The 24,831-nt window shown below is 68.2% G+C and carries 26 protein-coding genes and 1 pseudogene; 18 read left to right on the top strand and 9 right to left on the bottom strand.

Annotated features, from left to right (window positions below):
• Positions 1–4: 4 nt before the first annotated feature.
• The 3 genes from ACRAQ3_RS19375 to ACRAQ3_RS19365 are packed head-to-tail and all read left to right on the top strand — an operon-like array spanning position 5 to position 2,642.
• Positions 5–922 (top strand): dihydrodipicolinate synthase family protein, encoded by a 918-nt coding sequence (locus tag ACRAQ3_RS19375; protein WP_432256820.1) that lies wholly within the window; start codon positions 5–7, stop codon positions 920–922.
• 14 nt (positions 923–936) lie between these two features.
• Positions 937–1,653 carry a GntR family transcriptional regulator gene (locus ACRAQ3_RS19370; protein ID WP_432256819.1) on the top strand — a complete coding sequence of 239 codons (717 nt, stop codon included), beginning with the start codon at positions 937–939 and terminating at the stop codon, positions 1,651–1,653.
• The gene (locus ACRAQ3_RS19365; protein WP_432256818.1) at positions 1,650–2,642 is read left to right on the top strand and encodes a 4-hydroxythreonine-4-phosphate dehydrogenase PdxA; all 993 of its coding nucleotides are present in this window, start codon (positions 1,650–1,652) and stop codon (positions 2,640–2,642) included. The genes ACRAQ3_RS19370 and ACRAQ3_RS19365 overlap by 4 nt, the downstream gene beginning before the upstream one ends.
• Before the next feature lie 201 nt (positions 2,643–2,843).
• Here the strand turns inward: ACRAQ3_RS19365 and ACRAQ3_RS19360 are convergent, their stop codons facing one another.
• Together ACRAQ3_RS19360 and ACRAQ3_RS19355 are read right to left on the bottom strand one after the other, a co-directional pair.
• The gene (locus tag ACRAQ3_RS19360) at positions 2,844–3,332 is read right to left on the bottom strand and encodes an SRPBCC family protein (RefSeq protein ID WP_432256817.1); all 489 of its coding nucleotides are present in this window, start codon (positions 3,330–3,332) and stop codon (positions 2,844–2,846) included.
• Entirely contained in the window at positions 3,329–3,670 is a 342-nt protein-coding gene (locus ACRAQ3_RS19355; protein ID WP_269396774.1) for an ArsR/SmtB family transcription factor, read from the bottom strand. The genes ACRAQ3_RS19360 and ACRAQ3_RS19355 overlap by 4 nt, the downstream gene beginning before the upstream one ends.
• A 397-nt stretch (positions 3,671–4,067) precedes the next feature.
• Between ACRAQ3_RS19355 and ACRAQ3_RS19350 the strand changes: the two genes are divergently transcribed.
• Entirely contained in the window at positions 4,068–4,250 is a 183-nt protein-coding gene (locus tag ACRAQ3_RS19350; RefSeq protein ID WP_269396773.1) for a CsbD family protein, read from the top strand.
• Between the two features lie 82 nt (positions 4,251–4,332).
• On the opposite strand, the gene ACRAQ3_RS19345 is transcribed toward ACRAQ3_RS19350, so the two are convergent.
• From ACRAQ3_RS19345 to ACRAQ3_RS19335, 3 genes are read right to left on the bottom strand one after another with little or no spacing between them, the layout of a single operon-like run.
• Positions 4,333–4,827: a RidA family protein gene (locus ACRAQ3_RS19345; RefSeq protein WP_432256816.1), complete on the bottom strand. Its 495-nt coding sequence runs from the start codon at positions 4,825–4,827 to the stop codon at positions 4,333–4,335.
• The gene (locus tag ACRAQ3_RS19340; RefSeq protein WP_432256815.1) at positions 4,824–5,330 is read right to left on the bottom strand and encodes a c-type cytochrome; all 507 of its coding nucleotides are present in this window, start codon (positions 5,328–5,330) and stop codon (positions 4,824–4,826) included. Before ACRAQ3_RS19340 ends, ACRAQ3_RS19345 begins: the two co-directional genes overlap by 4 nt.
• Complete coding sequence (locus ACRAQ3_RS19335; RefSeq protein ID WP_432256981.1) at positions 5,327–6,910, bottom strand: flavin monoamine oxidase family protein; 1,584 nt, start codon at positions 6,908–6,910, stop codon at positions 5,327–5,329. Before ACRAQ3_RS19335 ends, ACRAQ3_RS19340 begins: the two co-directional genes overlap by 4 nt.
• A 667-nt stretch (positions 6,911–7,577) precedes the next feature.
• Between ACRAQ3_RS19335 and ACRAQ3_RS19330 the strand changes: the two genes are divergently transcribed.
• The 12 genes from ACRAQ3_RS19330 (at position 7,578) to ACRAQ3_RS19275 (ending at position 19,592) form a co-directional block, all read left to right on the top strand.
• On the top strand, positions 7,578–8,564 hold the full coding sequence (locus ACRAQ3_RS19330) for an ABC transporter ATP-binding protein (protein ID WP_432256814.1): 987 nt from the start codon (positions 7,578–7,580) through the stop codon (positions 8,562–8,564).
• Positions 8,561–9,676: an ABC transporter ATP-binding protein gene (locus tag ACRAQ3_RS19325; RefSeq protein ID WP_432256813.1), complete on the top strand. Its 1,116-nt coding sequence runs from the start codon at positions 8,561–8,563 to the stop codon at positions 9,674–9,676. Before ACRAQ3_RS19330 ends, ACRAQ3_RS19325 begins: the two co-directional genes overlap by 4 nt.
• 21 nt (positions 9,677–9,697) lie before the next feature.
• A complete protein-coding gene (locus tag ACRAQ3_RS19320) occupies positions 9,698–11,209 on the top strand; it encodes an ABC transporter substrate-binding protein (RefSeq protein ID WP_432256812.1) in 1,512 nt (503 codons plus the stop codon).
• Positions 11,210–11,268: 59 nt separating this feature from the next.
• On the top strand, positions 11,269–12,213 hold the full coding sequence (locus ACRAQ3_RS19315; protein WP_432256811.1) for an ABC transporter permease: 945 nt from the start codon (positions 11,269–11,271) through the stop codon (positions 12,211–12,213).
• Entirely contained in the window at positions 12,210–13,112 is a 903-nt protein-coding gene (locus tag ACRAQ3_RS19310; RefSeq protein WP_432256810.1) for an ABC transporter permease, read from the top strand. Before ACRAQ3_RS19315 ends, ACRAQ3_RS19310 begins: the two co-directional genes overlap by 4 nt.
• A 22-nt stretch (positions 13,113–13,134) precedes the next feature.
• Positions 13,135–14,919, top strand: a complete 1,785-nt coding sequence (locus tag ACRAQ3_RS19305) for a gamma-glutamyltransferase family protein (protein ID WP_432256809.1) — start codon at positions 13,135–13,137, stop codon at positions 14,917–14,919.
• 2 nt (positions 14,920–14,921) lie between these two features.
• A complete protein-coding gene (locus ACRAQ3_RS19300; RefSeq protein WP_432256808.1) occupies positions 14,922–15,671 on the top strand; it encodes a DUF1028 domain-containing protein in 750 nt (249 codons plus the stop codon).
• A gap of 1 nt (position 15,672) precedes the next feature.
• Complete coding sequence (locus tag ACRAQ3_RS19295) at positions 15,673–16,506, top strand: sulfite exporter TauE/SafE family protein (RefSeq protein ID WP_432256807.1); 834 nt, start codon at positions 15,673–15,675, stop codon at positions 16,504–16,506.
• Entirely contained in the window at positions 16,506–17,198 is a 693-nt protein-coding gene (locus ACRAQ3_RS19290; RefSeq protein ID WP_432256806.1) for a FadR/GntR family transcriptional regulator, read from the top strand. Before ACRAQ3_RS19295 ends, ACRAQ3_RS19290 begins: the two co-directional genes overlap by 1 nt.
• 607 nt (positions 17,199–17,805) lie before the next feature.
• Positions 17,806–17,988 carry a hypothetical protein gene (locus ACRAQ3_RS19285; RefSeq protein ID WP_432256805.1) on the top strand — a complete coding sequence of 61 codons (183 nt, stop codon included), beginning with the start codon at positions 17,806–17,808 and terminating at the stop codon, positions 17,986–17,988.
• 822 nt (positions 17,989–18,810) lie between these two features.
• Entirely contained in the window at positions 18,811–19,137 is a 327-nt protein-coding gene (locus tag ACRAQ3_RS19280; RefSeq protein ID WP_269396757.1) for an H-NS histone family protein, read from the top strand.
• A gap of 137 nt (positions 19,138–19,274) precedes the next feature.
• Positions 19,275–19,592: a hypothetical protein gene (locus ACRAQ3_RS19275; RefSeq protein ID WP_432256804.1), complete on the top strand. Its 318-nt coding sequence runs from the start codon at positions 19,275–19,277 to the stop codon at positions 19,590–19,592.
• Positions 19,593–19,847: 255 nt separating this feature from the next.
• Here ACRAQ3_RS19275 and ACRAQ3_RS19270 read toward each other — a convergent pair whose 3' ends face one another.
• Entirely contained in the window at positions 19,848–20,063 is a 216-nt protein-coding gene (locus ACRAQ3_RS19270) for a hypothetical protein (RefSeq protein ID WP_269396755.1), read from the bottom strand.
• Positions 20,064–20,306: 243 nt separating this feature from the next.
• The gene (locus ACRAQ3_RS19265) at positions 20,307–21,284 is read right to left on the bottom strand and encodes a serine hydrolase domain-containing protein (protein ID WP_432256803.1); all 978 of its coding nucleotides are present in this window, start codon (positions 21,282–21,284) and stop codon (positions 20,307–20,309) included.
• Between the two features lie 341 nt (positions 21,285–21,625).
• Between ACRAQ3_RS19265 and ACRAQ3_RS19260 the strand changes: the two genes are divergently transcribed.
• Together ACRAQ3_RS19260 and ACRAQ3_RS19255 are read left to right on the top strand one after the other, a co-directional pair.
• Positions 21,626–22,411 carry an SDR family NAD(P)-dependent oxidoreductase gene (locus tag ACRAQ3_RS19260; protein WP_432256802.1) on the top strand — a complete coding sequence of 262 codons (786 nt, stop codon included), beginning with the start codon at positions 21,626–21,628 and terminating at the stop codon, positions 22,409–22,411.
• Positions 22,411–23,181: an SDR family NAD(P)-dependent oxidoreductase gene (locus ACRAQ3_RS19255; protein WP_432256801.1), complete on the top strand. Its 771-nt coding sequence runs from the start codon at positions 22,411–22,413 to the stop codon at positions 23,179–23,181. Before ACRAQ3_RS19260 ends, ACRAQ3_RS19255 begins: the two co-directional genes overlap by 1 nt.
• 27 nt (positions 23,182–23,208) lie before the next feature.
• On the opposite strand, the gene ACRAQ3_RS19250 is transcribed toward ACRAQ3_RS19255, so the two are convergent.
• Positions 23,209–23,658, bottom strand: a complete 450-nt coding sequence (locus ACRAQ3_RS19250) for a DUF4334 domain-containing protein (RefSeq protein ID WP_432256980.1) — start codon at positions 23,656–23,658, stop codon at positions 23,209–23,211.
• A 15-nt stretch (positions 23,659–23,673) separates the two neighbouring features.
• Positions 23,674–24,762, bottom strand: a pseudogene (locus ACRAQ3_RS19245) (MBL fold metallo-hydrolase); the annotation flags it as partial.
• Positions 24,763–24,831 lie beyond the last annotated feature (69 nt).

The following is a 24,831-nucleotide window of genomic DNA, read 5'->3' as shown; positions in this document are numbered from 1 at the left end:
CGGCATGCGGCCCGAGACCCTGACCGGCGCATGGCCGGTCGCGCCGACCCCCTTCAACGCGGACGGCACGCTCGACCTGCCGGGCATGACGCGCGTGCTCGACTGCATCATGGAGCAGGGCGCCGACGGCGTCTGCATCCTCGCCAACTTCTCCGAGCAGTTCCTGATCTCGGACGCGGAGCGCGAGACGCTGACCCGGCACTGCCTCGACCATCTCGCGGGCCGACTGCCGGTGATCGTCACCATCTCGCATTACGCGACCCCGATCGTGGTCGAGCGGGCGCGGCTGGCGCGCGATCTGGGCGCGGTCGCGGTGATGATGATGCCGCCCTATCACGGGGCGCTGCTCAAGGGCACGGCCGGGCAATGCTACGAGCAGTTCGCCCGGGTGGGCGAGGTCGGCATCCCGATCATGGTGCAGGACGCGCCGCTCTCGGGGGTCGAGCTGCCGGTGCCGCTGCTGGTGCGGATGGCGCGCGAGATCGAAATGGTGCAGCATTTCAAGATCGAATGCGCCGGTGCCGCGGCGAAGCTGCGGGCGCTGATCGCCGAGGGCGGCGAGGCCGTCCTCAGCCCGCTCGACGGCGAGGAGGGGATCACCATGCTCGCCGATCTCGACGCGGGCGCCACCGGCACCATGTGTTCGGCGATGATCCCGGAGCTGATCCGCGAGGTGGTGACGGCGCATCACGCGGGCGATCGCGCGCGGGCGGTCGCGGGCTATACGAGGATCCTGCCCGCGATCAACCACGAGAACCGGCAATGCGGCTTTCGCGCCGCCAAGGCGGCGATGGTCGAGGGCGGCGTGATCCGCTCCGACTTCTGTCGCCACCCGGTGCCGCCGCTGCCGCCCGAGACGCGCGCCGAGCTGATCGGGCTGCTGCGGCCCCTCGACCCCATCGTGCTGCGCTGGGGGCGCTGAAAGGAAACACGACCATGACCGACGAGTCCAACCTGTCGAAAAGCCTCGCCGAGATGGCGCCGATCTCGGGGCGCAAGACGCTGTGCGACGAGGTGGCCGAACGGCTGCGCGAGCTGATCCTGCTGGCCAGGCTCGCCCCCGGCGCCCCGATCCGCGAGCGCGACCTCGCCGAGGCGATGGGGATCAGCCGCACGCCGCTGCGCGAGGCGCTGCGCATCCTCGAGGCCGAGGAGCTGGTGGTCTATTCGCCGACCCGCCGGCCCTTCGTGGCCGATCCGGATCTGGAGACGCTGGAGCAGAACCTCTCGGTGCTCGGCGCGATCGAGGCGCTGGCCGGCGAGCAGGCCTGCCGCAACGCCACCGACGAGGAGATCGCCGAGATCGAGCGGATTTGCCAAGAGATGGTGGAGGGCTCCGAGACCGACGAGCCGCTGACCTTCTTTCGCCGCGACATGGCCTTTCACGAGGCGATCGTCACCGCCAGCCGCAACCGGCCGCTGGCGCAGACCCAGCGGCAGTACAACGCGCGGCTCTGGCGCGCGCGCTTCATCTCCTCGCGGCGCAAGCCGGACCGCCCGCGCACGTTGCGCCAGCACGAGGAGGTGGTCCGCGCCCTCAAGGCGCGCGACGCGGTCGCCACGGCGGCGGCGCTGCGCCAGCATCTCGAAACCGCGGTGGAGAACATCGCCAAGACCCGATCCGAACAGGCCGAGGAGGGCCGCAAGACATGACACCCCGTATCGGCATCATCCCCGGCGATCCCAGCGGCATCGGCCCCGAGCTGACCGCGAAGCTGATGGCGGCGGAGGGTATCCGCGAGGCCGCCGAGATCCTGCTGATCGGCGATCGCTGCGTGCTCGAGCAGGGCATGCGCCAGGCGGGCGTGGATCATGCCCTCGTGCCGGTCGATCCCGGGGATTGGCACGCGCCCTCGGACGGCATCGCATGGCACGAGACCGAGACCATCGCCGCCTCGGAGATCGAGGTGGCGGTCGAGAGCGCGGCCTCGGGGCGCTCGGTGCTCGCGACCATGGACCGGGCGCTGGAGCTTTTGCAGGCCGGGCATATCGACGGCCTGGTCTTCGCGCCCTTCAACAAGGCGGCGATGCACATGGCGGGTCTCGCCCATGCCGACGAGCTGCACCACATGGGCGAGTGGCTCGGGGTGACGGGGTATTTGTCCGAGCTCAACGTGCTCGACGGCATGTGGACCTCGCGCACCACCAGCCATATCGCGCTGCGCGACGTGGCCGATGCGATCACGCCCGAGCGGCTGGAGGAGGCGGTCGATCTGATCGACCGGACGCTGCGGCGCTCCGGCATCGCGCGGCCGCGGATCTCGGTCGCGGCGCTGAACCCGCATGCGGGGGATGGCGGCAATTTCGGCCGCGAGGAGATCGAGGTGCTGCGCCCGGCGATCGAGGCGATGCAGAAGCGGCAGATGCCGGTGGACGGGCCGTGGCCCTCGGACACGGTGTTCCTCAAGCTGCGGGATCGCGAGATCGACGCGGTGGTGACGATGTATCACGACCAGGGCCAGATCGCGCTCAAGCTCATGGGCTTCGAGCGCGGCGTCACGGTGCAGGGCGGGCTGCCCTACCCGGTGGCGACGCCGGCGCATGGCACCGCCTTCGACATCGCGGGGCAGGGCCGGGCGCGGGTCGACGCGATGCGGCAGGCCTTCGACATCGCCTGCGACATGGTTGCCAACTGGCAATGACCCGGCGCGGCGCGCTTTCCCCTCCGGTGGGTCCGGAGGGGAGGGAGGCTTCGCGCCACCGGTGCCGGTGGTTCGGGTCGATGCCGGTGGGCTTGGACGGCGGCGGCAAATCGGGAGACCCGGTCGCGGGGACGACCGGCGAAACGGGAAAGGCGAGCGCGGGTCGCGGAGACCCGTCGCTCGCCCATCCTCGGCGCTCGGTCACGAGCCGGCGTCGGCCCCGGCGCGCAGCGACTTCGCATACTCCTCGAGCTGCGTGGCGACGGTGCCCCAGCCGTCATGGAAGCCCATCTCCTCGTGCCGCTGCCGGGCCTCGGCCGAGCGGTGCCGCGCGATCGCGGTGTAGCGCGTGCCGCCGTCGGGATGATCCTCGAACTCGATGATCGCGGTCATGAAGGGGTCGGGGTTGGGCTTCCAGCCCTCGGTATAGGCGTCGGTGAAGACGAGGCGCCGGCCTTCGACTACCTCGAGGCAGACGCCGTCATTGCGCATCTCGTGGCCTTCGACGTCGAAGGTGGTGTTGAAGCGGCCGCCCGGGCGCAGGTCGATCTCGCACTCCGTGACCCGATGCGGTTTCGGCACGAAGAACTGCTTTATGTGCTCGGGCGTGGTCCAGCATTCCCACAGCAGCGCGCGCGGCGCGTCGATCCTGCGGGTGAAGCTGAGATCGGTCGATGGGTCGAGGGTCATCTCTCGCGGTCCTTCATCAGGTTGGCGACGTAATCGTCGAAACGGTCGAGCCTGCCGTTCCAGAGCGCGCGCTGCTCGCCGAGCCAGTCCTGCACCGGCGCGAAGGCGTCCGGCGCGAGCTGGCAGTGGCGCACTCGGCCTTCCTTGGCCGTGGTGATCAGCCCCGCATCCTCGAGCTTCTTCAGATGCCCCATGAAGGACGGCAGGGCCATGTCATGGGGCGCGGCCAGTTCGCTGACGCTCGCCGGGCCCCGCGCGAGGCGGGACAGGATGGCGCGCCGGGTCGGATCGCCGAGCGCGGCGAAGTGCAGGTCGAGACGTGCATCAAGCTTAGCCATGTGACTAACTAAGCACCGGTCAGAATCTGTTGCAAGAGAAAGTTAGGCGGTTGCATAAGTTTTATGATTGCCAGCGGTATTCCGGCTCGGGTCTCTCGAACGCTCAGGCGATTTCGGAAAGGCTTGGTTCGAAATTCTTTGCGGGAGGGATGGGGGAGGGGACGCGCCGATTCCGGATCGGGCTCGAAGCAAGATCCGGGGACTGCGGGACAGGGGCCGTCACTGGTCTCGCTGCCTCATGGCCCATGAGGGAGGGGCCGCAGAACGGCCACATCGCGCCGCGATCACGATTGCGCTGCCTGCGGAAACGGATACCCGTCCCGATTGTTTCCTCCCCGAGCAGCCAGATGCCGGGCCGGCATCGCGGGCTGCGATCCGAAATCTACAGGAGCGCGACATGAGCGAGCATGAAGACAAGGCCAAGGGCGCGATGAACAAGGCCGCCGGCGCCGCGAAGGATGCCGTCGGCGACGCGACCGGCGACAAGGATCTGCAAAACGAGGGCAAGGCCCAGAAGCTCAAGGGTCACGGCCAAGACATCAAGGGCGAGGCCAAGGGCGCGCTCAAGGACAAGGGCTGAACCGACCCGGAACGAAGGCCGCCCGCTCGGGCGGCCTTCGCATGTGGCGCCGGGCAGGTCCCGGCAGGCTTTGGCCATCGGCTCAGGGCCGGACCGCCACCACCTCGATCTCCACTAGCCAGGCCGGGTTCGCCAGCCCGGCGACCTCGACCACCGAGCGGGTCGGCAGGTCGGGCTGATCCTCGGTGCCGAAGAACTGCGTGTAGCCCGCCATGAAGCCCGCGAAATCCATCGCGCCGCCATCCTCGGTCGCGGTCAGGAACACGGTCATCTTCACCACGTCCGACATGGCGAGGTCGAGCCGTTCGAGATTGGCCTCGATGGTCTGCAGCACCGAGACGGTCTGCGCCTCGGTGTCGCCATAGGAGGCGCGGCTGCCCTGTTCGGCCTCGGGATCGGTGACGCTCGGCACGGTGCCGCTGAGATAGACCAGCTGCGCATTGGCGGGCAGTTCGACCGCCATCGAGATCGGAAAGTCGCTGTCGGGCAGCGGGTGCCGGGTCAGTTCCTGCGCCGCGACCGGCCAGGCGCAGATCAGCGCCAGCCCCGATGCGGCGGCGATGCGGCGCGCGGTCATGGCCGCACCCCCGCCACGTCCTCGGGCGTGGCCGCGATGCCTTCCTCGCCCTCGACGTAGTCATTGCCGAAATTTGAGCGGATGTAGTTGGTGACCTCGGCGACCTGCTCGTCGTCGAGAATGCCGCCGAGCGGCGGCATCGCCTTTTGCCCGTGGACGATGACGTAGATCGGGTATTCGGGGAATTCGAGCATCTCGTTGTCGGCCAGCGCCGGATACATGCCCGCGCCCACCGCGCCTTCGCCCTCGGGCATGTGGCAGCCCGAGCAGACGGCGCGATAGATCGCCTCGCCGCCCTGCTGCGTCAGCTTCGCGGCCTCGGCGAAATAGGCCTGCTCCTGCTCGGAGGGCTCGAAGGTGCGGAACGCCTCGCGCTGGCCGGATTCCGCGATTTCGCCGGTCTCGGCCCCGGCATCGGGCTGGTCCTGGGTCTGCGAGAGGACCGGCAGCGACGCGCCGAGCGCGAAACCCGAGAGGATCAGCGTAAGGGGAAGCGGTTTCATTGCGTCTCTCCCGCGTTGGAATTGGTCACGTGGTCATGCAGCCTCTGGATCGCGTCGAGCGCCGACAGGATCGCGCCCTCCTGCCAGCCGGGCAAATAGGAGATGTGCTCGCCAGCCAGAACGATGCGGTTGTCGCGCGTCGCGGCGATCTCGTAATCGGCCTCGCGATCCTTCCAGATGCCGTAGCAGCCGAGCACCCATGGCACCTTGTGCCACGTCACCGAGACGCCGTTGTCGAACTCCTCGCTGTATTGCGGATGGATCCGGCTGCCATATTCGACCGCCCATTTGGTCCGCTCCTCCGGCTGCATGGCGTTGAACTGGTAGGCGGTCGCGCCCCAGGCATAGCCGCCCAGAAGCACCCCGGGCCCGTCGCTCAGATAATCATGCGAGGGGTAGGAGATCAGCGCGATCGGCAGGTCGGTATAGCTGATGCCGCCATAGATATGCTCGTCCTGCTCCCAGAAGCGGCGCTTGAATTCGAGGCCGAATTTCACCGATCCCGCGTAATACATGGAATCGATGACCGCGGTCTTGTCGCCCGAGAGATTGTGCTCGATCTGGCCGAGGATCGAGAAGGGGATGGTGCAGACGCAGTAATCGCCGGTGCGGGTCACCATCCCGCCGCCATTCGCGAGATCCTCGTATTCCACCGTGACGCCATTCTCGTCCTGGATCATCGAGACGACCTTGGCGTTGTAGGTGATCAGCTCGCCCACCTCGCGCTCGAAGCCTTGGGCGATCATGTCCATGCCGCCGACCGGCTGGAACATCGTCGATTGGTGATGCGTGGTCTCGGCCTCGACCAGCCAGGTCCAGAGCTCCGATTGCAGGATCTGGTCGAGCGAGATCGGCTCGGAGGGCTCGGGCGCGGCGTTGAGACCGCCGCCGGGCCATTTCTCAAAGCCGCGATATTCCGAGGTGTGGTCCGATTTCACGTAGCGGTAATTCTCGTCGAGCATCCCGTATTCGACGAGGCTGTCGAGCAGCTTCTGCTTGTCCTCCTCGGTCACCTCCTCGTCGAGCGCGCCCTGGTTGGTCACCTTGGCCAGAAGCTCGGAGATCTGGCCGCGGTAATCGGTGGCGATCTCGCGGAAGCGCTGCGGCTTGCCGTCGAAGGCCTGCGTGCGATGCAGGTAGGCGTTGTGGTTCTTCTGGATGAAGGGTTCGAGCTTCACGCCGAGCCGCTTGCAGTAGTCGAGCACCGCGTGGTGGTGATGCGGGATGCGCCACGGGCCGGGGTTGAGGTAGTTGCCCTCGGCGAAGCGCACCTCCTGCGTGGCGCCGCCCAGCTCGGTATAGCTGTCGCCGCCGCGCAGGGTCCAGCAGCGGCCGCCGGCCTTCTCGCGATATTCGATGATCTCGACCTCGTAGCCGGCAGCGCGCATCTCGAGCGCGGCGGTCATGCCGGCAAGGCCGGCGCCGAGGATCAGCACCTTGGCGCCCTGCGGATCGCCCTCGAGCCGGATCGGGCCCGCATAGCTCGATTCCTGCGCGAAACCGAGCGTGGTCATCGCCTGGTACATGGCGGTGGTCCCGGCGGCGAGGCCGACCATCTGCAGCAAGCTGCGACGTGACATGCTCATCTCTGTCCCTCCGTGTGACACCGGCGCGCAATCGCCGCGCCTCCGGGGCCGAGTATCGCGCCGCGACCGGAAGGCGTCACCCGCCGGGAAAAAATAAAAAGAAAATCGGGAATTGAGTTTGATGCGAAATGCATTCGGCCTATTTGAAAATTGATGCGCATATCGTGGCGCTAATCGAATTCCATTTCCGGTCCGTTTCTGAACGCCGAGCCTTGCCTGCCCGATCTCGCGCGGCGGGGCCGGGAATGCGACGGTCGCTTCGCCGAAGCGCGCGCCGGGGCGTCGGCGTCGGCGTCGAGGCGTGGCTGGCGCGGTCGCGAATGGTCGCTCCCTAGTTCGCCCGGAGAGACCGGGAGGCGCCGTGCCAACCGCAGCGGACGGATCGCAGGTGGTGAAACGGCGGGCATGAGCGCCTTATTTTCGTGCAGGCGGTGGCGATGGCGCCAGCGTGTGCGGCACCGGCCTCTCGTCGAAATGCCAATAATAACAGCGATTTGAGCGGTCCCCTCGGCGCTTCGGTTCCGCGACGGCACATGCCTTGGGAAAGTTTTTCGAAAGTGGGTTGCCAGGTCGCGGCAGGTCTGCCACCAATTCGGCATTGGTTTTGAAATAGGTTGAAGCCGAGGTGGCCCCGAGGTCACCGGAACGCGGGAGGCGCGCCATGAACCAGCCGCTCTTGGAGGTCGAGAACCTGCGCTTCCGCTTTCGCGGGCAGGCGCAGGACGTGGTGCAGGACGTGTCGTTCCGGCTCGGCCGCAACGAGACGCTCTGCATCGTCGGCGAGTCCGGCTGCGGCAAGAGCGTGACTGCGCTGGCGCTGATGGGGCTGCTGCCGCAGGACTCGGTGCAATTCGGCGCCGGGCGGATCCGCTTCGACGGCGAGAGCTTCGCGCCGGGCGATCACGACCGCATCGCTAGGATGCGCGGCGACCGGATGGCGATGATCTTCCAGGAGCCGATGACCTCGCTAAACCCCGCCTTCCGGATCGGCGACCAGATCGCCGAGGCCGTCGAGCGGCATCGGAACTGCGGTCATGCGGCGGCCCGGGCGCGGGCGCTGGAGATGCTCGGCAAGGTCGGCATCCCGGCGCCGGAGCAGCGGCTCGACGCCTATCCGCACCAGCTGTCGGGCGGCATGCGGCAGCGGGTGATGATCGCCATGGCGCTGGCCAACGATCCCGAACTGCTGATCGCGGACGAGCCGACCACCGCGCTCGACGTTACCGTGCAGGCGCAGATCCTCGAGTTGATTGCGGAATTGCAGGCCGAGACCGGCATGGGCACGATCATGATCACCCACGACCTCGGCGTCGTGGCCGAGATCGCGACCAACGTCGCCGTCATGTATGCGGGGCAGGTGGTCGAATACGGCTCGGCCCGGTCGATATTCGAGAACCCGCAGCACCCCTATACCATCGGTCTGATGGCCTCGGTCCCGTCGCTGACCGGCCCGCGCCGCAGGCTTTCGACCGTGCCCGGCGTGGTCCCGGCGATCGGCCAGATGCCGGAGGGCTGCCGCTTTTCCTCGCGCTGCCCCTTCGCGGCGCCGGTCTGCACGGCGCGGCCCGATCTCGCGGAGCAGGATCGCGGCCACCGCGTCGCCTGCCACTTCGCCCCCCTCGAACGGACGCTGGAGCGCAGCGCATGACCGACCTGATCCTCAAGGCGGACGGCCTCAAGAAGCATTTCCAGGTCGGCGGCGGCTTCATGGCCGAGACCAAGACCGTGCGTGCCGTGGACGGCGTCTCGATCGAGGTGCGTCGCGGCGAGACCTTCGCCATCGTCGGCGAGAGCGGCTGCGGAAAGTCGACGCTGGCGCGGCTGCTTATGCGGCTGCTGGAGCCGACCGAGGGCGCGATCGAATTCGACGGGCGCGACATCGCGGGCATCCGCGGCCGCGACCTGCGCGAGCTGCGCCGCGACATGCAGTTCGTGTTCCAGGACCCGTTCTCCTCGCTCAATCCGCGCATGAGCGTGGGCAAGCTGGTGGGCGAGCCGATCGAGACGCATCGCCCCGAGCTCAGCCGCGCGCAGCGCCGGCAGGAGGTGGCCCGGCTGCTGCGGACCGTTGGGCTGCGCCCCGAGCATGCCGACCGCTACCCGCACGAATTCTCGGGCGGCCAGCGCCAGCGCATCGGCATCGCCCGCGCGCTCGCCTCGAACCCGCGTCTGGTGATCGGCGACGAGCCGGTCTCGGCGCTCGACGTCTCGGTGCAGGCGCAGGTGGTCAACCTGCTGCACGATCTGAAGTCGAAGCTCGACATGACGCTGGTGATCATCGCCCACGATCTCGCGGTGATCCGTCACATGAGCGACCGCGTCGCCGTCATGTATCTCGGCCAGGTGGTCGAGAGCGGGCCGACCGACGAGATCTTCGCGCACCCCCGGCATCCCTACACGCTGGCGCTCCTGTCGGCGATCCCCGAGCCGGTTCATGGCCGCGAACGGACCCGCATCGCGCTCAGCGGCGAGACGCCGAGCCCGGCCAGCCCGCCATCGGGCTGCCGCTTTCACACCCGCTGCCCCTTCGCGCGTGAGGATTGCGCGACCCGCGTGCCCGAGCTGCGCGTGGCGGCGAACGAGACCCGCGTCGCCTGCCATTACTGGGAGGAGATCGCGGCCACGCGGCCTAAGGCGGGCCTCACCCCCGCCGCCGCGCGCAGCGAAGGCGCGCAACGACGCTTCGCCCTCTACGAGGCGGCCACGCTGCGACAGACAGACCGACCCGAAACGGCGAGCAACGCCGGGGCAACCACCTGACCGACAGACAGAGGTAAACGCATGACCTTCCGCAAGACCACGCTGCTCGCGGCGCTTCTGAGCGCCACCGCGCTCTCGGCGCAGGCGGCCGATTTCCGCTTCGCGCTCGAAAGCGATCCGGACATCCTCGACCCCGACCAGTCGCGCACCTTCGTGGGCCGCATCGTCTATACCGCGCTGTGCGACAAGCTCGTCGACATCACGCCCGAGCTGGAGATCGTGCCGCAGCTCGCGACCGAGTGGAGCTGGAACGAGGACGGCACCCAGCTCACCATGACGCTGCGCGAGGGCGTGACCTTCCATGACGGCACCCCCTTCGACGCCGAGGCCGTGGCCGCCAATATCGAGCGGTCGCAGACCCTGGAGGAGAGCCGCCGCAAGTCCGAGATCGCCTCGATCACCGGCACCGAGGTGCTGGGCCCGCACCAGATCCGCATCGATCTCGCCCAGCCCGACGCGACGCTGCTGGCGCAGCTCGCCGACCGCGCGGGCATGATGGTCTCGCCCGCCGCCGCCACCGAGGCGGGCGCCGATTTCGGCCTGAACCCGGTCTGCTCGGGCCCCTACAAGTTCGAGGAGCGGGTTGCGCAGGACAAGATCGTGCTGTCGAAATTCGCCGAGTACTGGAACGCCGAGGAGTTCCACTTCGACACCGTGACCTACCTGCCGATCCCCGACAGCACCGTGCGACTGGCCAACCTGCAATCGGGCGACGTGGACGCGATCAACCGGCTTGCCGCCACCGACGTGGCGCAGGTCCGCAACGATCCCTCGCTCAAGGTCGAGGAGGCCGTGTCGCTGGGCTATCAGGGCATCACCTTCAACATCGACAACGGCGAGCGCGGCGACAACCCGTGGGGCAACGACGCACGGCTGCGCAAGGCGCTGGAGCTGGCGATCGACCGCAACGCCATCAACCAGGTCGTGTTCGAGGGCACCGCGCCCGCGGGCAACCAGGCCTTCCCGCCGAACTCGCCCTGGTACGACACCAGCCTGCCGGTGCCCGAGCGCGACGTCGAGGCCGCCAAGGCGCTCCTGGCCGAGGCGGGCTACGAGAACGGCATCGATCTCGAGGTGCAGGCGCCCAACACGCCGGTCAACCTGCAGCTCATGCAGGTGATCCAGTCGATGGCCGCCGAGGCGGGGATCAACATCTCGATCACCTCCAAGGAATTCGCCACCATGCTGTCGGACCAGACCGCTGGCGACTTCACCGCGAGCCAGGTCGGCTGGTCGGGCCGGGTCGATCCCGATGGCAACATCCACCAGTTCATGACCACCGATGCGGGTCTCAACGACGCCAAGTATTCGAACGAGGAGGTCGACCGCCTGCTCGACGAGGCGCGGGTGACCACGGACACGGCGGCGCGCAAGGAGAGCTACGACGCCGCGACCAAGATCCTCGCCGAGGACCGGCCCATCATCTACCTCTACCACGAGACCTGGATCTGGGCGCTGGATGACGCCATCGAGGGCTTCGTCCCCTATCCCGACGGCATGTTCCGCCTCGCCGGCGTGACCAAGTCCGAGTGACCTGACCGGCCGCGCCGCCTGATCGGGCGGCGCGGCCCCGAACCCACCGGGTACCCCTGATGCTCAGCTTCGTCGCGCGCCGGATCGTCATCGCGATCCCGACCGTCATCCTGATCTCGATCTTCGTCTTCGGCCTGCAGAAACTGCTGCCGGGCGATCCGATCCTCGCCATGGCGGGCGAGGAACGCGACCCCGAGACCATCGCCTTCCTGCGCGAGAAATACCGCATGAACGACCCGGTCTGGGTGCAGTACGCGACCTGGATCAAGGGCGTGGTCACCGGCGATCTCGGCATCTCGCTCAGGACCAACCAGCCGGTGACCGAGCTGATCGCGCAGAAGCTCCCCGTGACGATCCAGCTGGCGCTGATGGCGCTGGTCTTCGCGCTGGTGATCGGCATCCCGGCCGGCATCCTCTCGGCGGTGAAGAAGGGCACGATCACCGACTACGTCGCCAACGTCGTGGCGCTGTCGGGCCTGTCGATCCCGAACTTCTGGCTCGGCATCATGCTGATCCTCCTCGTCGCGGTGAAATGGCAGGCGCTGCCCGCCTCGGGCTACGTGCCGCCCGGCGAGGATCTGTGGCTGTCGCTCAAGACCATGCTGATGCCCGCCTTCGTTCTGGGCACCGCGCTCGCGGCGACGCTGATGCGCCATACCCGCTCCGCCATGCTCGGCGTGCTGAAATCCGACTACGTGCGCACCGCGCGGGCCAAGGGGCTGGCCGAGCGCCGGGTGATCCTGCGCCACGCCTTCCGCAACGCGCTCACCCCGATCGTCACGCTCACCGCGCTGCTGTTCGGGGAGCTGATCGCGGGCGCGGTGCTGACCGAGCAGATCTTCACCATTCCCGGCTTCGGCAAGCTGGTGGTCGATGCCGTGTTCAACCGGGACTACGCGGTGGTCCAGGGCATCGTGCTGGTCACGGCGATGGGCTTCATCGTCATGAACATCGCAGCCGACGCCGCCTATTTCGTCCTGAACCCGCGCCTGAGGAAGCAATGATGGCCCAGCCCGCGACCCCCGCCACGCTCAAGCCGCAGCTCATGACCGACCCGGTGCTGCAAAAGCGCCCCGAGAACCGCGTCTGGAAGAAGTTCCGGAGCCACCGATCGGCGATGCTGGGCGGCCTGCTGGTGGGGCTGTTCGTCCTCATGGCGGTCTTCGCGCCGATCCTGCCGATCCCCGACCCGACCGCCACCGACTGGGGCGCGGTGCGGCAGGCGCCGTCGGCGGCGCATTGGCTCGGCACCGACGAGATCGGCCGCGACGTGCTCTCGCGCCTCGTCTGGGGCGCGCAGGCCTCGCTGCTGGCGGGCGTGATCTCGGTCGGCATCGCGGTCGCCTTCGGGGTGCCGCTGGGCATCCTCGCGGGCTATTTCGGCGGCTGGACGGATGGCATCATCTCGCGCTGCACCGAGGCGCTGCTCGCTGTCCCCTTCCTGATCCTCGCCATCGCGCTCGCGGCGTTTCTCGGGCCGTCGCTCACCAACGCGATGATCGCGATCGGCCTCTCGGCCACGCCGGTCTTCGTGCGGCTGACGCGCGGCCAGGTGATCTCGGTCAAGGCCGAGGATTTCGTCGAGGGCGCGCATGCGATCGGCCTGTCGACGCCGAAGATCCTGAGCCGCTACATCTTTCCCAACATCCTGCCCCCGGTGCTGGTGCAGGCGACGCTGACCATCGCCACCGCGATCATCGCCGAGGCGTCGCTGTCGTTCCTCGGCCTCGGCCAGCAGCCGCCGGCGCCAAGCTGGGGCTCGATGCTCAACACCGCCAAGAACTTCCTGAGCCAGGCGCCCTGGATGGCGATGTGGCCGGGCATCGCGATCTTCCTCGTGGTGCTGGGCTTCAACCTGCTGGGCGACGGGCTGCGCGACGCGCTCGACCCGCGCGAACACTGAATACCAAGAAAAGAGTTACCAAATGACCGGTTTCACCACCCGCCCCGAGATCCGCGGCACCTTCGGCGCCGTCGCCTCGACCCACTGGATCGCCTCCGCCGTCGGCATGGGCATCCTCGAGCGCGGCGGCAACGCCTTCGACGCCGCCGTCGCCACCGGCCTCGTGCTGCAGGTGGTCGAGCCGCACCTGAACGGCCCGGCGGGCGACCTGCCGGTGATCTTCCGCCCGGCCGCGACCGGCAAGGTGGAGGTGATCTGCGGGCAGGGCCCGGCGCCGGCGGGCGCGACGATCGAGCATTACAAGGCGCAGGGCCTCGACCTGATCCCGGGCACCGGGCTTCTGGCGACGGTCATCCCGGGCGCCTTCGACGGCTGGATGCTGATGCTGCGCGATCACGGCAGCATGGAGATCGCCGACATCATGGCCCCGGCCATCGGCTATGCCCGCGACGGCCACCCGGTGCTGCCGCGCGTGGCGGCGACGATGCAGGGGCTGGTGGAGTATTTCGAGGCCGAGTGGCCGACATCCGCCGCGGTCTGGGCCCCGGGCGGCCGCGCACCGCAGGCGCATGAGCTGTTCCGCAACCCCGACCTCGCCGCCACCTACGAGCGGCTGAGCCAAGCCGAGGGCGCGACCCGCGAGGCGCGGATCGACGCCGCGCGCGAGCTGTGGGCCGAGGGTTTCGTGGCCGAGGCGATCGCCGACTACCTCGAGGACGCCGAGGTGCACGACGTCTCGGAGCGCCGCAATCGCGGCGTGCTGAGCCGGGACGACATGGCGGGCTGGCGCGCCAGCTACGAGGCGCCGGTCTCGATCGACTACCACGGCTGGACCGTGCACAAGACCGGCCCGTGGGGGCAGGGGCCGGTGCTGTTGCAGGCGCTGTCGATCCTGAAGAATTTCGACCTCGCGGCGATGGACCCGAACGGGCCGGACTTCGTGCACACCGTGATCGAGGCGATGAAGCTCGCCTATGCCGATCGCGAGGCCTATTACGGCGACCCCCGGCACAGCGACATCCCGCTCGCGACGCTGCTCTCGGACCAATACGGCGCCGAGCGCGCCAAGCTGATCTCGGGCACCGCCTCGACCGAGCAGCGGCCGGGCCGGGTGCCGGGCTTCGAGCACCTCGCCGATGCCGCGATCGAGCGCGCGGGCCGCGACTTCGACCGCAACCCCGACGCCGCGCCGCAGGAGCCGACCATGGCGCATCTGTCGGAAAAGCGCGGCGACACGGTGCATCTCGACGTGATCGACCGCTGGGGCAACATGGTGGCCGCGACCCCCTCGGGCGGCTGGCTGCAAAGCTCGCCCGTCATCCCCGGCCTTGGCTTTCCGCTCAATTCCCGGGCCCAGATGTTCTGGCTCGACGAGGGGCTGCCCACCTCGCTCGCCCCGGGCCGCCGGCCGCGCACCACGCTGACGCCGACGCTCGCGGAGAAGGACGGGCGCGGCCTCGTCTTCGGCACGCCCGGCGGCGATCAGCAGGACCAGTGGCAGCTGGTGTGGTTCCTGCGCTTCGTGCATCACGGTCTCGACCTGCAGGCGGGCATGGACGCGGCCCTGTTCCACTCGATGCATTTCCAGGGCTCGTTCTACCCGCGCGAATGCAAGCCCGGCGAGATGATGATCGAGCCCTCGGTCGGCGAGGCGACCATCGCGGAACTGCGCGCGCGCGGCCACGAGGTGACGGTGGCCGAGCCCTGGAGCGTCGGGCGTCTGACGGCGGCGCTGCGCGAGCCCGACGGGCTGCTGCGCGCCGCCGCCACGCCGCGCCTGATGCAGGCCTATGCGGTGGGGCGCTGAGCATGACCTATTCGATCATCGCGCATGACCCCCGCACCGACGAAATCGGCGTCGCGGTCGCCTCGCGCTTCTTCGCCTGCGGCGCCGCCGTGCCCTATCTGGGCGCGCGCTGCGCCGTCGCCACGCAGGCTTTCGTCAACCCGATCTGGGGCGTCGAGGGACGCGCGCGGCTCGCTGGCGGCGAGAGCGCCGAGACGGTGCTCGCGGATCTGGTGGCGCGCGACGAGGGCCGCGCGATCCGCCAGTGCCACATGATGGACACGCAGGGCCGCTTCGCCGCCCATACCGGGGCGGATTGCGTCGACTGGGCCGGGCATCTGGTCGGGGCGCGGCATTCGGTGGCGGGCAACATGCTGGTCTCGGGCGAGGTGATCGAGGCCTGCTTCTCGGCCTATCTGCGCGCCGATGGCAGCATGGCCGAGCGGCTTTTGGCGGCGATGGAGGCGGGCGAGGCCGCGGGCGGCGACAAGAGGGGCCGGCAGGCGGCCGGGCTCACGGTGCATCGCGGCCAGGACTACCCCTATCTCTCGCTCAGGGTCGATGACGATGCGGACCCGCTCTCCGAGCTGCGCCGCCTGCTCGACGTGGCGGGCGAGCGTTATCTGCACGTGGCCGAGGCGCTGCCGACCGCCGAGAACTTCTCGGGCCTCCCGGATCGCGCCCCGATCGACCGCGCCATCACCGAGGCCGAGGCGCGCCGCGCCGCCGAGGGCCGCGCCTCGCGGTCCCGCGCGACCGAAACGGGCACCTGACATGGATCTCGGGACCATCCTCACGCTTCTGGGCGTCGCGGTGGCGGCGGGGGTCGCCGGCGGCATCCTCGCCGGTCTCTTGGGCGTCGGCGGCGGCATCGTCATCGTGCCCGCGCTTTATTTCGCGCTGTCGCTGACCGGCATGGAGCCCGGGCTGACCATGCAGCTGGCGGTCGGCACCTCGCTCGCCACCATCGTCTTCACCTCGGTCTCCTCGGCCTGGGGGCACCACAAGAAGGGTGCGATCGACGGCGCGCTGCTACGGCTCTGGGCCCCGTCGATCCTCGTCGGCGTGGTGCTGGGCAGCTTCACCGGCGGGTTGATCGACGGGCGGATCATGATCGCCGTCTTCGCACTGGTGGCGGCGGCGGTGGCCGCCGACATGGTGCTGCGCGGTCGCAATGGCGAGATCACCCCCAAGGGGTTCTCCAAGCCGGCTTGGGCGGGCTTCGGCGTCTTCGCCGGGACCGTCTCCTCGATGATGGGCATCGGCGGCGGCACGGTCTGCGTGCCGCTGCTGAACTTCCTCGGCTACGACATCCGCCGGGCGGTCGGGACCTCGGCCGCGATCGGCTTCGTGATCGGCCTGCCGGGGGCGGTCATCTACATGCTCACCGGGCTTGGCACCGAGGGGCTGCCGCCCTTCTCGGTGGGCTACGTCAACCTCGTCGCGGTGGCGGTGATTATCCCGCTGACCACCAGCTTCGCGGGGGTGGGCGTCCGGCTCGCGCATGCGATCCCGCAGCGCGCGCTGCGGCTCAGCTTCGGCCTGTTCCTGGCCTTGACCTCTGGGCGCATGCTTTGGGATCTTGTGGGGGCGATGGGGGTGGCGTGATGGACCGTAGCGACGAAGACATTCTCGAACGGCTGCGCGCCGGGCTCAGCGACGAGAGCCTGCTCTCGAACGGTCGGGTGCTGCCGGAGCGGCAGCTCGCCGAGGCGCTGGGGCTGGGGCGGGCGCGCCTGCGCCGGCTGCTCGACGTGCTGGAGGCCGAGGGCACGATCTTCCGGCGGCAGGGGCAGGGCACCTTCGCCGCGCCGCCGCCGGCGGGGGCGAGCCTCGACATGCTGGTCCGGCAGGTGACGCCGCACAACCTCATGGAAGTCCGGCTCGAGATCGAGCCCGCCCTCGCGGCGCTGGCCGCGCAACGCGCCACCGCCGACGAGCTGGTGGTGCTGGAGCGGCTGATGCGCGCCACGCTGTCACCCGACGATGCGCGCGGCTACGAGACCGCCGACGACATCTTTCACTTCAAGATCGCCGAGCTGGCGCACAACCCGCTGATCCTCGCGATCCACCAGACGATCCGCTCGGTGCGGCGGCATGCCCAGTGGACCGAGCGCCGCCGCGAGGCGCTGTCGCCCGACCGCATCCTGTTGCTCGGCCAGCAGCACGAGGCGCTGTTCGAGCACATCGCCGCGCGCCGCCCCGCCGAAGCGGCCGCCGAGATGGAGCGCCACCTTGTCACGGTGTCGAGCGCCATGCTGCGGCAGCGCCGCCACGAGGCCGAGCTCAAGGTCGGTTGAGCCGCCGGCCATCGTTGTCGCCGGGGCCGGGGCCGGGGCAACTGCCCGTCCATCCCGACTTTGACGGGTTGTGTATGCGAGGACAGGGGCGGCTGCCGCCTTCCTTCCGCTTCGTATAACCAGCCTCGCGATAGGAGAGCCGAACAGATCGTCGAGCCGCGATCCGGCAAGCAAAGCATGGTATCGACGCGGCCGTCTCGGGGTCGTGGCACTTCCTGATCATCAGCGTTGTTGACCACCCGTAGGAGCCGTCATGCGCGTGCCCGGCAATCGTGCCAATATGCGCACGCGCACGCGCTCTCGCCAGCGTCACGGGACTGGGCGCGTGGCTGAGCGGGTCGGTCGAGATTGCCGCGTCCGTGATCCGAGTGACGCCACCGATGTCCTGCTCGGTGTAGATCACGCGCGCGATCCCGCAGGGGTGGCCTCACCCCAACCGACTGAGATCAAGAGAAAAAGCGTGAGGGAGATCGATCAAGGCGATATCGCCTTGATTTGGCCGAGGGCGCATTCCATTTGCCGAAAAATGTCAGCAAGCCGCCTGGTTCCCTCTTCAGATTGCCGCATTTCGTCGGCACGTAGACCCGGTATTCCGAGGTATACGCAAGTGTCAGTAGATTTTTACGATTATGTCGGCGTCGGCGTCTGGGCTTTCCTGTCGATCCCGATCCTCTGGTTGGGGCTGACCCGGGTATGGGACAGGCTCTGGGCCGATCGCGATGCGGGGGCCAATCTCATGGTGCTCGGTCTGGCGATCATCTGCGCGCTGGCCCTGAGCCATTGTCTGTGATCTCCGGCCAATGAACTGATCGGCCCGCCCTGCCTTGATCCGGGCCTCCCCGGGCCGATGGCCGGGCCCGTCACCGAGCATCTTGGCCATGTCAGGGCGGTCCACCGTGCCGGACCGGCGCTTTCCGGTGTGGCGCAATTCGGCGCCTGCGGTCCGAGGGCTCTTCGCCGGGGAGGGAATGCCCGACATGGCGTGCACGGCATTTGCGGGATCGGCCGCGCGTAGCGGAAGGGACGAACCCGGCCGCTGAAAGCCGATGGACGACGGGCGGCTCATTGCTCGAGAGGCGCGCCATTACGGGCCATGGGCGATGATCGGGACGCCCCGCCATATTGCCTTGGCAATGATGTCGATTTGTTCAACGCATATTCAAGCGCATCTCATCGGCAGGTTATGAAACCCTTTGCGTTTATTGCGCGTGTCGCCGAGGCGCTTGCCGTAGGGGATATGTCAGCCGCCGCCTCTTGATCCGCATCGCCACCGATAATCATGAGTCCCAGAAAAGGCGTGCTCGAAGTTAACGTCTCCACAGGCATTACGTGGCCTTCTCATATCGAAATCCCTGTCCCGGCCATCCGAAAGGGCCCGAAGATCTCCGGCCCGAGCGGTACTTCCGCCGATGCTCACCCCTAAGACAGAAATGAAAGATGCTGCCAACCTGAAGTTGAATATATCGGTCGTAGCCTCATCCTTGCGTATCTCGAACGTGTGATAATTGGCATAACACCGAGAAAATCTATGGTTCGGATTCGATTTTGGATGGATAATACCTCAGTCGAAGGCTAACGCCGGAGCAGCAATGCCATGTTTGGAAGACATAAAATGAACGACTTCGACCTGAGCGATCTTGATCTCGACGAGCTGAAGAAGCTTCACAAGGAGACCGCCGCGGCGATTCAGAATTACGAGACCCGCCGTCGGCAGGAAGCGCTCGCGGCCGCGGAAGCCGCGGCCAAATCCGCGGGATATTCGCTGAAGGATCTCGTCGGAATGTCGGCCGGGAAATCCGCCAAGTCGATCAACCCGCCGAAATACCGCAACCCCGATGATCAAGACCAGACCTGGAGCGGACGCGGACGCCAGCCGCAGTGGGTCAAGGATGCGCTGGCGGCGAACAAGTCCCTCGATGACCTTTTGATCGCTCGGTAAGATATGATCCCGGCGGTGCGCCATGCGCATCGCCGGATCACAACGACCCCGGTGATCGGGGCCGCCCGATCCAATGCCGTCTTGGCCGTCCGGGTGCTCGACTGAAATCGCAGAGGTTTTTCTTCCGCGGGCGTCTGATGCTATTCGCGGCGGAGCTGCCCGATCGTCGTTTCGGGGGCCATGACCCCGATCCTGCCTGCCGTCATCGGCTGGCCATGGACCGGCGCATATTTTCACGCCTCGGCCATTTCGCCCGATATCGCTACGATCCCGCGTTGCAGAAATTCATGCAGGTCAGTGGCTGCCTCGAAGCGGCACTTCTTTTGTCCGTGACGCGCCGGTCAGGCTTTACCTTCGGGGAAGCCAGATGCGACGACATTGCGATGAAAGAGGCCGGCATGATGCTTGACCGGAAAGCGACGAGCGTTCCAACAGCAGGTCCCTTCCGGCTTTAGTTGGCGGCATTCCGAAGTCAATGGCGCATTGCAACCGGTCCGGCGGCGACCGAGAAACCTCGTGCTACCGGACGATAAATTCCTGCGCTCGCCGTCGAGAAGCATGGATCGAAAGCAGGTAGGTCTCGAAACGCTGCATCACTTGTGAGCCCCTAGCTTGGGGCATTTTCGCCTCTCAAAGGGAGGCGGTGCCCGCTCAAGCCAATCGGCGGCGCTTCCGAAGATGCGCCGCCGGAATGGTCATTCGGTCCGGTGTCAGCTCAGGCTTTCGTTCGGCGCGAGAGCATCCTTGCGGACCATGACCGAGACGGTTTCTCCGTCGATCTCCACCGTGGTCCATTTGAACGAGGACTCCTCGGCCGAGGCCCGGGCCTCTGCCTTGGTCATGTCGATCAGAGAGACGACGGCCATCATCGCGCCAGCGAAGGCGAGAACGGCGATGGCGGGTTTGGAGAAGCTAGAATTCTTCATAGCGGTGGACCGTTTGTTGCAAGTTGGATGCCTCCAACTCCGATCCGTTTGTGGCGGGAATGGGGCAATTCGGGCTGACCTATTCTCATGCAATGCGCCCTACCTACCCGTATATGGCTTTGTCCGGATGGGGCGTGCCGCGACGCCCGGAATGCGGGCATGCGGGGACTTCTGCCTATTCGGGCCGCCACGAAACGCTCGCCCCCGATTGGACGAATGGCTCTCAGGCGCATGTCGATCGGCCTATGCGGCCTCCAGAACCGGTCCGTCGAGAAGCCGCATCAGCCGTCCGAAATAGCCGTCGGATCGGGCCGGAAGGGTCGGGTCCGACGTGATCGCCACGGCCAGATCCCGGCTCGGATGGGCCGCGATGATCTGGCCCCCGTAGCCGCGCCCGAGCACGTAGCCCGATGGCGAGAGGAACCAGCCATAGCCATAGGACAGCCCCGACCAGGGCGAGCGGGCGCGCGGTTCGGTCGAGGCCGCGATCCAGCCCTCGGGGATGACCCGCCTGCCGTCATGGCGCCCTTCGTCACGCAGGAGCATCGCGATCTTCAACATGTCCCGCGGACGCAGCGCCATCTCGTTTCCGCCCAGATAGAAGCCTTGCGGATCGCGGGTCCATGGCGGGATCTCGATGCCGAGGGGCGTTCCGATCCGGTCGCGCGACTGTTGGAGGAGGGACCGACCGGTCGCCTCGGCGAGGGCGGCGCCGAGGATATGCGTCGACCCGGTGGAATACAGCATCCGGGTTCCCGGTCGGGCGACCATCGGACGGGTCATCGCGTCCGCCAGCCAGTTTCCGGAATTGATCCACTCGCCGTAATTCGCGCCCGAGGTGCGCTCCAGCCCGGCGCGCAGCGTCACGAGGTCCTCCATCGTGATATCGGCCACCCCCTCGGTCGCGTCCGGCGGCACGATGCCGGGCGCCACCTGATCGAGCGTCGCGGTCACCGACGGCACCTCGCCGCGATCGATCGCCACGCCGAGCAGCAGGGCGACGATGCTCTTCGAGCAGGACTTGATGTTGGCAAAGGCGTCGAGACCGCCGCCCCTCGGGGCCTCGGCAAAGACGACATCGGCGCCGCGCGCGATCTGCAGCGAGTGGAGCTGTGGCATGCCCTGGATGATGGATCGCAGTTCGCCCGGTTGCGCGCGAACGAGCCCCGGCGCGGCCAGCGCCGCGCCGCCGGCGAGAAGGAATGTGCGGCGTGTCGTCATGCGTTAAATCATCGGCCGCCCGGCGTGGCTGTCCAGCGCCGCTGGCTCACAACACCGTGGGACGGCTCTGAGGCGAGCACGCGCCTCGGGCATGACCCTCGCCGGGAGGCTGGGGTTTTGCGCGGTACCGTCCCGACGCGGAACCGCGTTCCCGCTCTGCGGTTCGGCTCGCAGGCCCATGGCGAAGGAGGAGAACCGGTCATGACCTGCAATCGTCCCGATGAAGCGCGCATCATGCCCCCTCCGGGTCGTGCGCCCCGTTGCGCGAACCGGCGGTGCCGACAGGGCGGCCCTTGCCGCAACACGCGCAAGGCCGCGCAAGAGCCCGGCCGGGGGATGGCATGAAACGGACGGGGCGTTTCGCGGTCGTCACCGGTGCCTCGTCCGGGATCGGCTTCGAACTGGCGCGGTTGGCGGCGGAGGATGGGCACGACGTGCTGAGCGTGGCCGATGAGGCCGGGATCGAGGCGGCGGGGGCAAGGCTCTCGACCGCCGGAGCCCCGGTCGAGACGCTGCGCGCCGATCTCGCGACCGCGCAGGGGGTGGCGGAGCTGTTCGAGCGGATCGGCACGCGCCGGGTCGACTATTTCATGGCCAATGCCGGTGTCGGTCTCGGTCACGCCTTTCTCGATCAGGAATGGGACGAGATCGCGCGGGTGATCGACCTGAACGTCAAGGGCACCACCGCGACGCTGCACCGGGTGCTGCGGGACATGGTGGCGCGGGGCGAGGGACGGGTGCTGGTCACCGGCTCGATCGCCGGGATGATCCCGGGCAGCTACCAGGCCGTCTACAACGCCACCAAGGCCTATCTCGACAACCTGTCGCTGGGGCTGGGATCGGAGATCGAGGATAGCGGCGTCACGATCACCTGCCTGCGCCCCGGCCCCGTCGACACGCGCTTTTTCGAGCGCGCCCATATGGAGGACACGCCGGTCGGGCAGGACGAGAACAAGGCCGATCCGGCCAAGGTCGCGCGCGATGGCTACGAGGCGATGATGAAGGGGGAGTCCGGCCTGACCTCGGGCTTCATGAACAAGGTGCAGGCGGCGCTGACCGGCGTGCTGCCCGAAGCCGTGCTGGCGCAGCTGCATCGCCGCATGGCCAAGCCCGAGGGAGAGAAATGATGAAGGGCAAGGGACTCGCGGTCATCACCGGCGGTTCTTCGGGGATCGGCTACCAGCTCGCCCGAATCGCGGTCGAGGAGGACCATGCCCTCGTCATCTGCGCCCATGGCGAGGCATTGGAGCAGGCCGCCGAGCAGCTGCGCCGTCTTGGCGGAGAGGTCGAGGCGGTGCGCGCCGATCTCTCGACGCGCCAGGGGGTGGAGGAGCTCTGGTCGCGCCTGGAGGGGCGGGAGATCGAGCTGTTCTTCGCCAATGCCGGGCTGGCGCTCGGCGATCCCTTTGTCGAGCAGAAATGGGAAGACATCGCTGAGCGCATCGACCTCAACGTCAAGCAGACCACCTCGATGATCCACAGGGTCGGGCGCGTGATGCGGGCGCAGGGCAGGGGGCGGATCCTCGTCACCGGTTCGATCGCCGGGCAGGTGCCGGGGCCGTACAACGCCGTCTACAACGCGACCAAGGCCTATGTGAACGGGCTCGCCTGGGCGCTGTCGGACGAGTTCAGGGAGACCGGTGTGACGATCACCTGCCTGATGCCGGGGCCGGTCGACACGCCGATCTACGACAAGGGGCTGGAGGGCACGCTGCTGCACGACATGCCCAAACGGGACGCGGCCATGGTGGCGCGCAAGGGCTGGGATGCGATGATGGCGGGCAAGGTGGACGTGGTGCCCGGCCCGGAGAGCAAGCTCGTCAGCCTGTTCTCGGGGGTGACCCCCAAGGCGATCACGACCCGGCTGCACGAGCTGGGTGCGAAGCGCCGGGAGTGATGGGCCCGATGGCGCGACCGCGCGCCGTCATTCCTCGGCCCTGAGCAGGAAGAAATACGGGGGCGCCATGCGCGTCTGCATCAGGCCGAGGACGCGGGTCGCGTCGATCCGGCGGAAGTGGTCGGTGATCGGCTGGCGGTCGTAGATCATCGCCGCGCTGGTGCAGCCGCGAAACCGGATCGGGGCGAGATGCGCCGCCGGGCCATGCGCGCGCAGCGCCGGGCGCAGCAGAACGAAGCCCGCGCGGCTCAGGCGGCTCTGCGCGAGCCGGGGCCAGCGCAGCGCCGTCTTCATCGGCAGGCGCGCGGGGTCGAGCCTCACCCCGGGCTCGAAGATCAGCGGATCGACGCGGTCCTCGCTTTCGAAGCGCTTGCCGCGCCAGCCGAGGCATTCGAGCAGGCCGTCGAGCGGGTGGCCGGTCGGCAGTCCCGCCCCCCGCCAGCTGCCGATGAGGTCGCCCGTGTCGATGCAGGGCAGCCCGTCGAAACGGATGAGCGCGGCCTCGGTCGAAAGACCACTTCGCAGCCATCGCCGGACCCAGTTCGGCTCTCCGTTCGCGACGGATGCGGGCGGGTCGTCGGCGCCGGTCGCCGCATCGGGATCGGCCGCGGCGGCGAGTTCGGCGGCGAGCAGCCCCGCGTCTTCGCTGTAGCGGGCCGAGTGGTGAAAGCCGGACACCCGGCGGGCCCCGGCGGCGCGGGCCAGCTCTCCGGCGCTACGGGCGGTCAAGTGCGCCGTGGCCGTGGCGAGGTCGCGATCGGCTTCGAGAAACGCGGCTTCGATGAAGAGATGGTCGGCATCGCGGGCCAGCGCGACGATCCGGTCGCGGTTCGCGGCGGTGTCGGCGGCGTCGGTGACATAGGCCACCCGCTGCCCGGCCCCGACCTGCAGGACGCTGCCGCGCAGATCGCCGAGCCGCATGGCCCCGTGGCCGGGGATCTCGATGCACCCCTCATCGGGCGCCCCCGAGCGGATGGCGGTCTTGGCCGCATCGATCCACGGGCCCACCGGCAGGCCGCGCGCGTCGAGCGCGCTGCGCCAGACATTGACCCGCAGCCGCTCCTGCAGGGCGAAGCCGAGCGAGGGCACCTTGTGGTCGAGGGCCGTGGCCTCGACGGTGAAATCGGTCTCGGCAAGGACGAGACCGGGATCGAGGGCGGGCGGGGCGAGGTCGCGGCGGCGAAACGCCTCCCGGGCGCGGAATTCCGCCGCGGCCGAGATCTGGCTGCCGTCGCATTCCTGCACCGTGAGGCGGAAATCGACGGAGCTTTCGTCGAGCAGGTTCCAGGTGAAGGCGCCCAAGCGGTTCCCGGTCTGCCGCAGGAACCCTTCGGGGCCGATGATGGTGAGCGGGCGCGGCCGATGCAGCCGCAGCCGCAACAGGCGGTCGAAGCCCGCGACATGATCCATATGGGCATGCGAGACGAAGGCGTGGCTGACGCGCAGCAGCTCGCGCGGCGTAAGCGGCGCGAGATCGCCGAGGTCGAACAGCAGGGCGCGGCGGCCGAAGCGGAAATCGAGATAGAGGCCGGGATCGCCCTCGGGCGGGTTCACGAGACGAGGCTGAACGAGCTGGGTCATCGCATCACCGCCTTCAGGGAAGCTTCAACTTCCGCGGTTCGATACCGCGCCGTCAAGGCGGCACACGCT

The organism is Limimaricola sp. AA108-03 (assembly GCF_050847355.1).
Lineage (GTDB): Bacteria > Pseudomonadota > Alphaproteobacteria > Rhodobacterales > Rhodobacteraceae > Limimaricola.
The sequence above is the reverse complement of the archived record's forward strand: the minus strand, read 5'-3'. Positions and strand labels throughout refer to the sequence as shown.

Bases quoted from the DNA above. Each gene is read 5' to 3' on its own strand.
- ACRAQ3_RS19255 (WP_432256801.1), top strand. From the start codon at position 22,411: ATGAAGGGCAAGGGACTCGCGGTCATCACCGGCGGTTCTTCGGGGATC.
- ACRAQ3_RS19305 (WP_432256809.1), top strand. From the start codon at position 13,135: ATGACCGGTTTCACCACCCGCCCCGAGATCCGCGGCACCTTCGGCGCC.
- ACRAQ3_RS19340 (WP_432256815.1), bottom strand. From the start codon at position 5,330: ATGAAACCGCTTCCCCTTACGCTGATCCTCTCGGGTTTCGCGCTCGGC.
- ACRAQ3_RS19315 (WP_432256811.1), top strand. From the start codon at position 11,269: ATGCTCAGCTTCGTCGCGCGCCGGATCGTCATCGCGATCCCGACCGTC.
- ACRAQ3_RS19310 (WP_432256810.1), top strand. From the start codon at position 12,210: ATGATGGCCCAGCCCGCGACCCCCGCCACGCTCAAGCCGCAGCTCATG.
- ACRAQ3_RS19265 (WP_432256803.1), bottom strand. From the start codon at position 21,284: ATGACGACACGCCGCACATTCCTTCTCGCCGGCGGCGCGGCGCTGGCC.
- ACRAQ3_RS19370 (WP_432256819.1), top strand. From the start codon at position 937: ATGACCGACGAGTCCAACCTGTCGAAAAGCCTCGCCGAGATGGCGCCG.
- ACRAQ3_RS19280 (WP_269396757.1), top strand. From the start codon at position 18,811: ATGAACGACTTCGACCTGAGCGATCTTGATCTCGACGAGCTGAAGAAG.
- ACRAQ3_RS19300 (WP_432256808.1), top strand. From the start codon at position 14,922: ATGACCTATTCGATCATCGCGCATGACCCCCGCACCGACGAAATCGGC.
- ACRAQ3_RS19320 (WP_432256812.1), top strand. From the start codon at position 9,698: ATGACCTTCCGCAAGACCACGCTGCTCGCGGCGCTTCTGAGCGCCACC.
- ACRAQ3_RS19360 (WP_432256817.1), bottom strand. From the start codon at position 3,332: ATGACCCTCGACCCATCGACCGATCTCAGCTTCACCCGCAGGATCGAC.
- ACRAQ3_RS19365 (WP_432256818.1), top strand. From the start codon at position 1,650: ATGACACCCCGTATCGGCATCATCCCCGGCGATCCCAGCGGCATCGGC.
- ACRAQ3_RS19355 (WP_269396774.1), bottom strand. From the start codon at position 3,670: ATGGCTAAGCTTGATGCACGTCTCGACCTGCACTTCGCCGCGCTCGGC.
- ACRAQ3_RS19260 (WP_432256802.1), top strand. From the start codon at position 21,626: ATGAAACGGACGGGGCGTTTCGCGGTCGTCACCGGTGCCTCGTCCGGG.
- ACRAQ3_RS19350 (WP_269396773.1), top strand. From the start codon at position 4,068: ATGAGCGAGCATGAAGACAAGGCCAAGGGCGCGATGAACAAGGCCGCC.
- ACRAQ3_RS19335 (WP_432256981.1), bottom strand. From the start codon at position 6,910: ATGTCACGTCGCAGCTTGCTGCAGATGGTCGGCCTCGCCGCCGGGACC.
- ACRAQ3_RS19375 (WP_432256820.1), top strand. From the start codon at position 5: ATGCGGCCCGAGACCCTGACCGGCGCATGGCCGGTCGCGCCGACCCCC.
- ACRAQ3_RS19290 (WP_432256806.1), top strand. From the start codon at position 16,506: ATGGACCGTAGCGACGAAGACATTCTCGAACGGCTGCGCGCCGGGCTC.
- ACRAQ3_RS19345 (WP_432256816.1), bottom strand. From the start codon at position 4,827: ATGACCGCGCGCCGCATCGCCGCCGCATCGGGGCTGGCGCTGATCTGC.
- ACRAQ3_RS19275 (WP_432256804.1), top strand. From the start codon at position 19,275: ATGCTATTCGCGGCGGAGCTGCCCGATCGTCGTTTCGGGGGCCATGAC.
- ACRAQ3_RS19270 (WP_269396755.1), bottom strand. From the start codon at position 20,063: ATGAAGAATTCTAGCTTCTCCAAACCCGCCATCGCCGTTCTCGCCTTC.
- ACRAQ3_RS19295 (WP_432256807.1), top strand. From the start codon at position 15,673: ATGGATCTCGGGACCATCCTCACGCTTCTGGGCGTCGCGGTGGCGGCG.
- ACRAQ3_RS19330 (WP_432256814.1), top strand. From the start codon at position 7,578: ATGAACCAGCCGCTCTTGGAGGTCGAGAACCTGCGCTTCCGCTTTCGC.
- ACRAQ3_RS19325 (WP_432256813.1), top strand. From the start codon at position 8,561: ATGACCGACCTGATCCTCAAGGCGGACGGCCTCAAGAAGCATTTCCAG.